General features: G+C 34.8%; 1 protein-coding gene. It reads left to right on the top strand.

Annotation, left to right across the window (positions count from 1 at the left end):
* Positions 1 to 78: 78 nt before the first annotated feature.
* A partial coding sequence (locus AC1XUO_RS29655) for a hypothetical protein (protein WP_483333524.1) occupies positions 79 to 512 on the top strand: 434 nt, incomplete at its 3' end.

Raw genomic sequence — 512 nt, 5'->3', positions numbered from 1 at the left:
ATCTACGTGGAAACTCAGATCAAAAAATTCAAAGTAAAAGCTTTGTATGGGCCAACAAAAAAAATGAGAAATCATATTATGGAATCTGCAATTGATGAACAATCGTGTCGTCAAATTTTGCTTGATAAAGGTTATGTTGAACCTTTTGAAATCGTTGAATATTTTGAAGAGCCTTCCGAAGCTCAATTGAATTATGCTATCAACTTGGGCATCAAAGTACCCGCTGACGCAAACATGCAAGATGTATCGGCTTTGCTTACTTGTAAGGAGAATGGTGACAGACCTGCGAAACTTGGCCTAAAAGAATTTGCCGTTGAAAATGGCTTATTTTTTTCAAAGTATTGCGGAGAAGAATCCTTAATGAATTTTGTATTCAGATCTATTGATCCTAGACCAAAAATCGCCTATTTTATTTATTGCGTCCACATTGCATATCTGAAAAAATCTATCGAAAATTTGAATAAGAGCGACCATAAGAATCATTATTACGATTTCGCCGACCTAAAAATTGA

Source organism: Dyadobacter sp. HNCC25DJ186, assembly GCF_056895235.1.
The sequence above is the reverse complement of the archived record's forward strand: the minus strand, read 5'-3'. Positions and strand labels throughout refer to the sequence as shown.